7 protein-coding genes and 1 pseudogene are annotated in these 9,991 nt (G+C 26.1%); 6 read left to right on the top strand and 2 right to left on the bottom strand.

Annotation, left to right across the window (positions count from 1 at the left end):
• Positions 1 to 72: 72 nt before the first annotated feature.
• Genes h2es_RS01230 through h2es_RS01240 form a run of 3 tightly spaced genes read left to right on the top strand, consistent with a single transcriptional unit; the run spans position 73 to position 4,213 of the window.
• Complete coding sequence (locus tag h2es_RS01230) at positions 73 to 2,733, top strand: tetratricopeptide repeat protein (RefSeq protein ID WP_154510666.1); 2,661 nt, start codon at positions 73 to 75, stop codon at positions 2,731 to 2,733.
• 21 nt (positions 2,734 to 2,754) lie between these two features.
• Positions 2,755 to 3,486, top strand: coding sequence for a 3-deoxy-manno-octulosonate cytidylyltransferase (kdsB, locus tag h2es_RS01235; RefSeq protein WP_154510668.1), 732 nt, complete (start codon positions 2,755 to 2,757; stop codon positions 3,484 to 3,486).
• Entirely contained in the window at positions 3,476 to 4,213 is a 738-nt protein-coding gene (locus tag h2es_RS01240; protein WP_154510670.1) for a lysophospholipid acyltransferase family protein, read from the top strand. Before kdsB ends, h2es_RS01240 begins: the two co-directional genes overlap by 11 nt.
• 3 nt (positions 4,214 to 4,216) lie before the next feature.
• Here h2es_RS01240 and cgtA read toward each other — a convergent pair whose 3' ends face one another.
• Positions 4,217 to 5,194 (bottom strand): Obg family GTPase CgtA, encoded by a 978-nt coding sequence (cgtA, locus tag h2es_RS01245; protein ID WP_154510672.1) that lies wholly within the window; start codon positions 5,192 to 5,194, stop codon positions 4,217 to 4,219.
• Positions 5,195 to 5,201: 7 nt separating this feature from the next.
• A complete protein-coding gene (locus h2es_RS01250; RefSeq protein ID WP_126044191.1) occupies positions 5,202 to 5,726 on the bottom strand; it encodes a hypothetical protein in 525 nt (174 codons plus the stop codon).
• Positions 5,727 to 5,734: 8 nt separating this feature from the next.
• Here h2es_RS01250 and h2es_RS01255 point away from each other — a divergent pair, with 8 nt between their 5' ends.
• From h2es_RS01255 to h2es_RS01265, 3 genes and pseudogenes are all read left to right on the top strand, one after another.
• Complete coding sequence (locus tag h2es_RS01255) at positions 5,735 to 6,907, top strand: D-alanyl-D-alanine carboxypeptidase family protein (protein ID WP_154510673.1); 1,173 nt, start codon at positions 5,735 to 5,737, stop codon at positions 6,905 to 6,907.
• 72 nt (positions 6,908 to 6,979) lie between these two features.
• Positions 6,980 to 8,203, top strand: coding sequence for a DNA recombination protein RmuC (locus h2es_RS01260; protein ID WP_154510675.1), 1,224 nt, complete (start codon positions 6,980 to 6,982; stop codon positions 8,201 to 8,203).
• Positions 8,204 to 8,216: 13 nt separating this feature from the next.
• A pseudogene (locus tag h2es_RS01265) lies at positions 8,217 to 9,991 on the top strand (ATP-dependent helicase); the annotation flags it as partial.

Consider the following 9,991-nt stretch of genomic DNA (forward strand, 5'->3'; position numbering starts at 1 on the left):
TATAATTTACAAAATGAATATTATCAGTAAGCTTGAGTTTATCAAATAGTTTTTACTAAATATAGTTTGCTTGTGAAATTAAAGACCTTTAGAATAATATTACTTACATTAATTATATTATTTTCCCTTGAGTTTAACGTTGCTTTAGCAGATGATAGTATTGGACCATATAATTTATTACAGCATCTAAAAAATATTCCTAAGAAGAAAGTTAAGGCAAAAAAAGTTAAAAAAATTACCTCAAATATAAAAAAAATAGAGCTTGATAATTCAAAATCAAAGATTAAAACACATAAATTTATTCCTAAGCGACTTGACGTTGTTGTAAATCAAAATATTGAAAATACAAAAATAATATTTCCATGGGATGAAACTGTAAATATAGCTTCGTATATAAAAAATGACTATTTGTATGTTATTTTTGATAAATATGTTCCTGTAAATGTCAAAATTTTAAATGAATATGTCAATAAACACGTTATTGATCATGCGTTGGTAGATGATTTTTATCATTATAAAATAGGAGATGATTCTTTAGCTATAGTTTTTAAATTAGTTGAAAAGAAAATAAATCATCAGTATTTCTTGGTATATAAAGACATGAATTCATTTATTATTAAGATATTTCCTCAGAAAGTTAAATCAAAAATTATTAATTTTGTATCTAAACCTTTTGAAGAACCAACTTCTAAAATAGAGTTTGATATTGAAAATTTAAAAACTGGAAAGATAATTTCTTTTATTGACCCCTTAAATAAAGGTAAAATTACAGTTCTAACAACAAATTCTTATCAGTATGGTATAAAAAATGAATTTACTTTTGTTGATTTAGATGTTTTGCCTTCAATACAAGGAGTTGCTATTTCTGAAAAATCTAGTGAACTTTTGTTTAATAAAAATGATAATTTATTTTGGATTACTTCAAAAAATGGACTTAACATATCATCAAAATATGGGTCTTCATTAATTAATTCTATATTTCAGACCCCTGGGTTTACAAAATTAAAAAAATTTAAAAGTGAAGATTGTATCCTATGTATAAAACCTTACAGAAAGGGTTTGGAAGAATATATCAATGATCAAAAATTAATACAATCAGAAATATATAATAGCTCAGTTGATGAAAAATACAATTTTAGAATTAATCTTGCTTTACTTAACTTAGCTAATGGTTACTACCCTGAATCAACTTCTCAATTAAAATTTTCAATATATAATAATCCATTATTAGCCAACAAATATGATTTTTTATTGGCATATGCAGTATCTAATGTGATGAGCAACAGATTTGATAAAGCTTATGAATTAATAAGTAAAATAGATATATCTTCTGTTCCAACAAAGAATTTAAAGGAAGTCAGGTTTTGGAATGATATTATTAATTTATTGAATAATAAACCTCAAAAAATAAGTGGTAGTTTAATTGAAATTTTTTCTGATAATAATAGTGCTTTTTTGAAAAATTATCCTGAAAATATTTTCATAAAAATTAAACTATTTGAACTTAGACTTTTGATTAAAAATAAATATTTTAATGCAGCTAAAGATATTATTAAAAATTTATCAAAAATTAATTTAACCAGGGAAAATTTAGCTGAATTTTATTATGAACAAGCAAATTTACAAAAATTAGCTGAGAATAATAATGATGTCATAAAATTGTTAACAAATTGTAAAAATATAGATGGTTCATTTTATTTTAGCCCAAAGTGTGAATATGAGTTGATTGATTTAGAAATTAAGAATAAAAAAATAAGCATTAAAGAGGGTATTGAGCAATTATTATATTTAGATTTTAAAATTAGGAATTCAGAATTTGAAATAACAGTTTTAAAAAGAACTGCTGAATTATATTACATGGTTGAGGATTATATTAATGCATTATTAACTTGGCAAACCATTATAGAATATTTTCATAATAGTTTTGAAGCCTTAGAAGCAAAAGAGAAAATGACAACTACTTTTATAAGTATTTTTCTAAGTGAAGTTGGAGATAAATATGATGCTTTCCAAAAAGTGGCAATATTTGATGAATTTAGTTACTTAAACCTTATTGGTAATATAGGGGACAAAATAGCTTTAAAGTTGGTAAATTATTTAATTGACTTAGATTTATTAGATAGGGCATCTAAGATTTTAGATCACCAATATAAATATAGATTAAATGGATATGAGAAAGAGCAGGTATTGAATAAGTTATTAAATGTATATTTGGAACTACGTAAGCCTAAAAAGGTTGTTGAATTAATTAATGAAAGTTTATTAAAAAATTATCCTGATCAAATTAAAATTGTAAGAACTCATATTTATGCTCAAGCACTTTTTGAGGTTAATGATGATGATAAAGCAATAAAAGTTTTAGATGGAGACCTATCTAGTAGTGCGGATGTTATTAGATCAAATATATATTGGAAACAAAAGAAGTGGCATTTATTTAATGATAACTCTGAGCCTTATATTTATTCATTGATGAAAAATAATAAACTCTTAACAATAGAAGATGCAAATAAAATCTTAAGGCAATCTGTATCATATGCGTATCTAGATAGAAAAAAGCTTTTATCTAATTTATATAATCAATTTAAAAATAGGTTAAGAGTTAAACATGATAAAATATTGAATATTATTCATCTTTTGGTAAAACTGCAAAATACTAAGAATAGTAAAAAAATAGTGGATTCTCAGGATATACAAAATATAATTAATGATGTGTATAATCAAATTACTCACTAGAAGAGATAATAATTATTTAAGATGAACACTTTTCGAAAATCTATTATTATTATACCTGCACGCCTTGATTCAACTCGTTTGCCAAAAAAACCTTTGATTAATATTAAAGGAATACCAATGATAATCAGGGTCTATAATAAGGCTTTAGAAGCAAATATAGGGAAAGTTGTTGTTGCAGGTTGTAATGATGAGCTAGGAAACTTAATAAATTCTTATAATTTTAATTATATAAGTACTGATCCAATGCTTCCTTCCGGTACAGATAGAGTTTATGCAGCATATAAAAATTTAAATGAAGAATATGACAACATCATAAATTTACAAGGTGATATGCCACATATCAATTCAATGACTATAAAAAAAGTAAATGATGTTTTGAATGATGAACAAGATATTGATATAGCCACTGCTGCTTCTAAAATTAATGATATAGAAGATGACATAAATAACATTAATGCTGTAAAAGTTATTAAAAGTTACCAAAATTACGCTCTTTATTTTACTAGATATCCGGTGAGGTTAGATGAAAATTATAAACATATTGGAATATATGGATTTAAAGCAAATTCTCTTGAGAAGTTTGTATGTTTACCTCAATCACCATTAGAAAAAAATGAAAAATTAGAGCAATTAAGGGCGTTAGAAAATGGTATGAAAGTCAAAATTGTAATAACTAACGACCCTAATATAAGTATAGATACAAAGCGAGATTTATTAAAATCAAAAGATTATTTAAAAAAATATGAAAAATAGTAATTTAATTTTAGTTTACATTAGGTCATTAATTTTTAATATTTTTTTGCCAGTTTGGACAATTATAACTTGCAGCATATTATCTCCGTTGGTTTTTTTTAAAAAACCTAAAGTTATGGCAGTTTTAGGCACAATATGGTCTTATGGTTTAATTTATGGATTAAAAGCGATTTGTAATATTAAAATAGAATTAAGGGGACTAAAAAATTTACCTAAAGAGCCTTTCATCATTGCTTGCAAACATCAATCTGTTCTTGAAACAGGTTTTTTTCAGCAATATTTAAATTTTCCAGTTTATGTAATAAAAAAAGAATTGCTTAGTATACCTTTTTACGGCTGGTTTTTGAAGCAAATGGGTATGATTCCTATTGATAGAAAGGGAGGGATGTCAGCGTTAAAAAGTATGTTAAGAGATTGCGAAGTAAATTTAAAACAAAAGAGGAGTATTATAATTTTTCCAGAAGGGACTCGTGTGAGAACTTTTGAATCAGCTGAATACCATTCTGGTATTATTGCAATTAGAAAAAAATTTCCAGATATACCTATTATTCCAATTGCTTTAAATTCAGGTTTATTTTGGTCTAAAGATTCTTGGTTAAAATATCCTGGCACAGTGATTTTTAAAATTCTGCCAGAATTAGATAAAAAATTAGATAACAAACAAGCTTTAGCTCAATTGAAGAAAGTTATTGATAGTAATAGTGATGAGCTGTGTAAAAAAATATGAATTTTATAATGCTTTAAATAGACGATTCTTAACAATCTCAATACCAGTATTTGTAATGGATGAGTAAGTCATTACTTCTTTATTTGTTATTTTTTCTAATTTCTTTTTCTTTTCATGAACTGCAACTTCATCAATCATATCTGTTTTAGAGAGTAATATTAGTTCTTTTTTACTAGCTAAATCTTTATAATTTTCCAATTCTTTTCTTATAATTTTATAATTATCAATTATGTCATCACTTGTTATGTCTATTATATGAAGAAGGATTTTACATCTTTCTAGATGTTTTAGAAATTTTATACCAAGACCATGTCCTAAACTTGCATTTTCAATTAATCCTGGGATATCTGCTATTGTAAACTCATTATGTCCATAATAAACAACCCCTAACTGAGGTTTGAGAGTTGTGAATGGATAATCAGCAATTTTTGGCTTTGCAGATGTTACTTTGGACAGAAAAGTAGATTTGCCAGCATTAGGCATTCCTAATAAACCAATATTTGATAGTAATTTTAAATTAAGCCATACCCACATTTCATTGCCGATTTTACCTTCAGTAAATTTTCTTGGAGCTTGATTTCTTGAAGATTTAAAATTGCTATTTCCTAATCCACCACTTCCACCTTTAATAATTATTTCTTTTTGTTCAGGTTGATCAAAATCATATAATATGTATTTTTTATCTTCGGATAGCATTTGAGTTCCCTGTGGTATATCAATAATTAAATCTTCACCTGACTTTCCAGTTTTATTTTTTCCTTGACCTGTTTGTCCTTTAGGAGCTTTAAAATGCTGCTTATATCTAAAATCAATTAATGTGTTCAAATTCTCTACTACTCTAAATATTACTGAACCTCCATTGCCACCATTTCCACCGTCTGGTCCTCCAAATTCAATATATTTCTCTCGCCTAAAGCTAGAAGCTCCATTCCCTCCATCTCCAGCTTTTAGAAATATTTTAGCTTCATCTATAAAATGCATGTTATTATTAGGAACAATTATTTTTTAAATACTTTAATGAATCTTTGAAACCCGATAAACTATAATAATCTAAAGCTAATTTATCATCTGTTTTATAGCTTTTAATAGTAAAATAATTATATGTAGCTTTGATAAATAAATTTATTATATGATTATCTTGATCGCTATTGTACGTTGTTGCAAAATTTTTATATTTACTATTTAAATTATATTTTCTTTCTTCATCAATTATAATTAATATGGGATTATTTTGAGAGATCTCAAATCCTGGTTTAACAGTAATTGTAAAATTGTTTTCACCTAGGTAGTTTAAATTTATATATGGTGTATCCCTTTTTTCCGTAAATATTATTGTTTTTATAGGATTAGAATACATATAGCATATTTTTTTCTTACCTTTTTTTTCAATATATGTTATCCAATTACCTATATTTCTTTGTAATATTTGTGAATTATTTTTTGCTTGTGATGGAATGTGCACAGATATAATGCAAAAATAACATAATATAAAAAATAATAATTTAATTTTCATGTAATCTGATGTTTAATTTAATAGCCTATAGAACCCTTATAATATTCGTTTTTATAACTCAAGCAATAAATTTTAATTTTGCTCAAGATAATATTTTTTCAAATAACTTTGATACAAGTGCTAAATTTGCATATTTAGTAGATTTTGAAAGTGGTGAAGTTTTATATGATAAAAATGGTAATACACCAATGCCTCCATCTTCTATGACAAAAATCATGACATCATATATTATATTTCAAAATTTACAAAACGGAGATTTAAAATTATCAGATAAATTTATAATAAGTGATGAAGCTGCTAAAAAAGGTGGTTCAAAGATGTTTTTGAAATCAGGACAAAAAGTTTCTGTTGATGAACTTTTAAAAGGAGTGATTGTTTTATCTGGTAATGATGCATCGATTGCTTTAGCAGAAGCATTAGATGGTAGTGAAGAATCATTTGCCAATAAAATGAATATATATGCCAAAAAATTAGGGTTGAAAAATTCTGTTTTTAAAAATAGCACGGGATGGCCTGATGAGGGACATTTGATGAGCTCTAGAGATTTAGTGACATTGGCAATAAGGTTATTAAAAGATTTTCCAGAGTATTATCATTACCATTCCATAAAACGATATTCTTTTAATAAGGTAAGACAAAATAATAGAAATACATTAATTGGTGCTTATGGAGTAGATGGAATAAAAACGGGTAAAACTGATATAGGTGGACATGGAATTGTCATAAGTGCAAAAAAAGGAGAAAGAAGGCTTATAGCAGTTATAAATGGACTTGGTAGTGAAAAAGAAAGAGAAAGAGAGGCAAGAAAATTATTAAATTTTGGATTTTCAAATTTTAAAAATTTGACTTTATTTAAAGGCCATAAGGAAGTAATTGAAGGTGATGTTATTTATGGTAATTTAAATAAAATAGCCTTAAATGTAAAAAGTGAAATTATTATTACTGTGCCAAATAACTATGATAAAATGAAAGATTTATTGTTTTTAACTGAATTTCAGGAACCACTAAAAGCTCCTGTTAAGCAGGGAGAAGTTGTTGGTAAATTAAAGATTATGGATAGTAAAAATAATACTTTAATCAAAGAGGTTGAACTAATTACAAGTATTGATGTAAATGAAGCAGGGTTTTTTAAAAGGTCTATTCAAGGTATTAAATATTTTTTTAAAAAATTAATTGGTTAATTAATAGTTAAATTTAATATATACATATTACTAAAATTATTATATCTGAAGTAATACTTCTATTAATTATTTATGAATATACAAATTATACTTCTATTAATAATATTATTGCTGTTAATTGCTTTAAGTATTTATCTTTGCATTATCTGCATTAAAAATTCAAATAATATTGATGCTTTGAAAGATACTTTGTCAGAACAAAAATCATCAATTAATCTTTTAAATAATTTTTTTGATAAACAAATAAATTTTTTACATAGTAGTATTACGAAGCAAATTGAAAACAATTATTTAAATCAGCAAAAACAGTTAGACTCTATGCAAAAGCAATTGGTTCAAATTGCAGAACTGAATGAAAATAAAATAGAGAACATGAGAAGATCAATGGAAGAAAAAGTTAATAACATGCAACAAAATAATCAAAAAAAGTTGGATGAAATTAGAGCGGCTGTTGAAGAAAAATTACAATCTACCCTTGAAAAAAGATTAGGAGAATCTTTTAAATTGGTTAGTAATCAGCTAGAAATGGTTTATAAAGGGCTTGGAGAGATGCAAAATTTAGCGACAGGTGTTGGTGATTTAAAGAAGGTGCTAACTAATGTTAAAACAAAGGGAATTTGGGGAGAGGTGCAATTAGGAAATATTTTAAAGCAAGTTTTAAGTGAAGAGCAATATGAGGAAAATGCTAAAATTGATCCACTCAGTAACCAAAGAGTTGAATATGCTTTAAAACTTCCAAACAAAGATGAAGAAGATTCTAATACTTTGTTGCCTATTGATGCAAAACTTCCGATGATTGAATATCATAAGCTTATAGAATTTTATGAAGATGGTGATAAATCAAATATAGAAAAGCAGGTGAAAATTTTAGAAATTGCAGTTAAGAAAGAGGCTAAAAGTATTAATGAAAAATACATAAAGCCTCCGCATAGTACTGATTTTGCTGTTATGTTTTTACCAGTTGAGGGATTGTATGCAGAAATAGTTAGAATACCTGGTTTGCTTGACAAACTTCAGCGTGATTATAGGGTAATTATTACCAGTCCAACTACACTTATAGCATTGTTAAATAGTATTCAAATGGGATTTAAAACCTTAGCAATTGAAAAAAGATCGAATGAAGTTTGGAAATTATTAGATACTGTAAAGCATGAATTCTCTAATTTTATTGGAATTTTAAGTAAAACAAAAGTAAAATTAGACCAAGCTAGTAAAGCAATAGGGGATGCTGAATATAAAGGAAATGTAATTAAAAACAAATTACAAAATGTTGAAAAGTTACCACTGTCGAAATAATTAATAAAAAATAATGCAAAATTTTAAAGAGGATTATTTGTCACAATTAAATGAAGCACAGCTTGAAGCTGCTTCACATATTGATGGTCCCATATTAATTTTGGCAGGAGCTGGAACTGGTAAAACAAAAGTGTTAACTTCAAGAATTATTCACCTGATTAATAATGGTTTTGCATTTCCATCACAAATATTAGCTGTAACATTTACAAATAAGGCAGCTAATGAAATGAAACAAAGAGTTGAGAAATTTTTAGAGAATATTTCTGGCTCTATGAATATAGGTACTTTTCATTCTATGGCTGCAAAAATTTTAAGGCGTCATGCAGAACTTATTGGATATAATACTGATTTTACAATTATAAACCAAGATGATCAAATTAGATTAATTAAACAGCTTATAAAAGATTTTGGATTAGATGATAAAAATACGTTAGCTAAGGTTCTACTTTATTATATAAATAGATTTAAAGATAGGGCTATTATGCCTAAAAATTTATCATCACAAGAAGTTGATCATTATGCAAAAGGTAAATTAAGCGAAATATATAATGAATATCAAAATAGGCTGGAAAATTTTAATGCTATGGATTTTGGTGATTTATTACTAAATAATATAAGGCTTTTTAATGATAATTTAGACATTTGCGAATATTATCAAAATAAATTTAAATATATATTAGTTGATGAATATCAAGATACAAACATTGCGCAATATTTATGGATTAGAACATTGTCACAAAAACATAATAATATCTGTTGTGTAGGGGATGATGATCAATCTATATATGCATGGAGGGGAGCAGAAATTACAAATATTTTGAGATTTGATAAAGATTATCCAGATGCTAAAGTTATAAGGCTTGAAAAAAATTATCGTTCAACTCAGCATATTTTAAACCTAGCTAGTAATTTAATTTCCAATAATAAAAATAGGCATTCTAAAGTTTTGTGGACTGATAAGAAAGATGGAAATAAGGTTAAAATCATAAATTATTATGATGATAAGGAAGAATCAAGGGCTATTGCAGATGAAATAGATATGTTGGAAAGATTAAAGAAGACTAAGCTTTCTGATGTGGCAATTTTAGTGAGGGCAGGGTATCAAACTAGAAATTTTGAAGAAAGTCTTAATTTTTTAGGTATACCATATAGAATTGTTGGTAGTACTAAGTTTTATGATAGGTTGGAAATTAAAGATTGTATAGGATATATTAGGTTACTTGTTAACAAAGAAGATAATTTAGCTTTTGAAAGGGTTGTTAACACCCCAAAAAGAGGAATTGGCAATAGTACTATTATGAATATTTTAAATACTGCTAAAAATTCAAATTTATCAATGTTTGAAGTATCAAAAATAATGATTGCTGAGAAAAAAATCAAAGGAAAAACAGCAAACTCTTTGAATAATTTTATCAATATAATTGAGGAAAGTAATAAAAAAATAAATAATGAAAACAATTCTGGCATTGTCAAAGATATGTTGAATAAAGTTGGATATATTGATATGTGGAGTAATGATGAAAAGCATGAATCTAAAGAGAGAATAGATAATATTCATGAGCTTATTAGTAGTTTGAGTGAATATGAAGATTTGAAATCCTTCTTGGAATATATAAGTTTAATAAGTGATGCTGATAATATTGCAGAAGATAATAGAGTTAACATAATGACAATCCATGCTGCCAAGGGTTTAGAATTTGAGGTTGTGTTTTTGCCAGGTTGGGAAGAAGGAGTTTTTCCAAGTTCAAAATCAATTGAAGAAGAAAAGGAATCTGGAATTGAAGAAGA

Source organism: Rickettsiales endosymbiont of Trichoplax sp. H2, assembly GCF_009690945.1.
In the GTDB taxonomy this organism is placed as follows: Bacteria; Pseudomonadota; Alphaproteobacteria; order Rickettsiales; family Midichloriaceae; genus Aquirickettsia; species Aquirickettsia rohweri.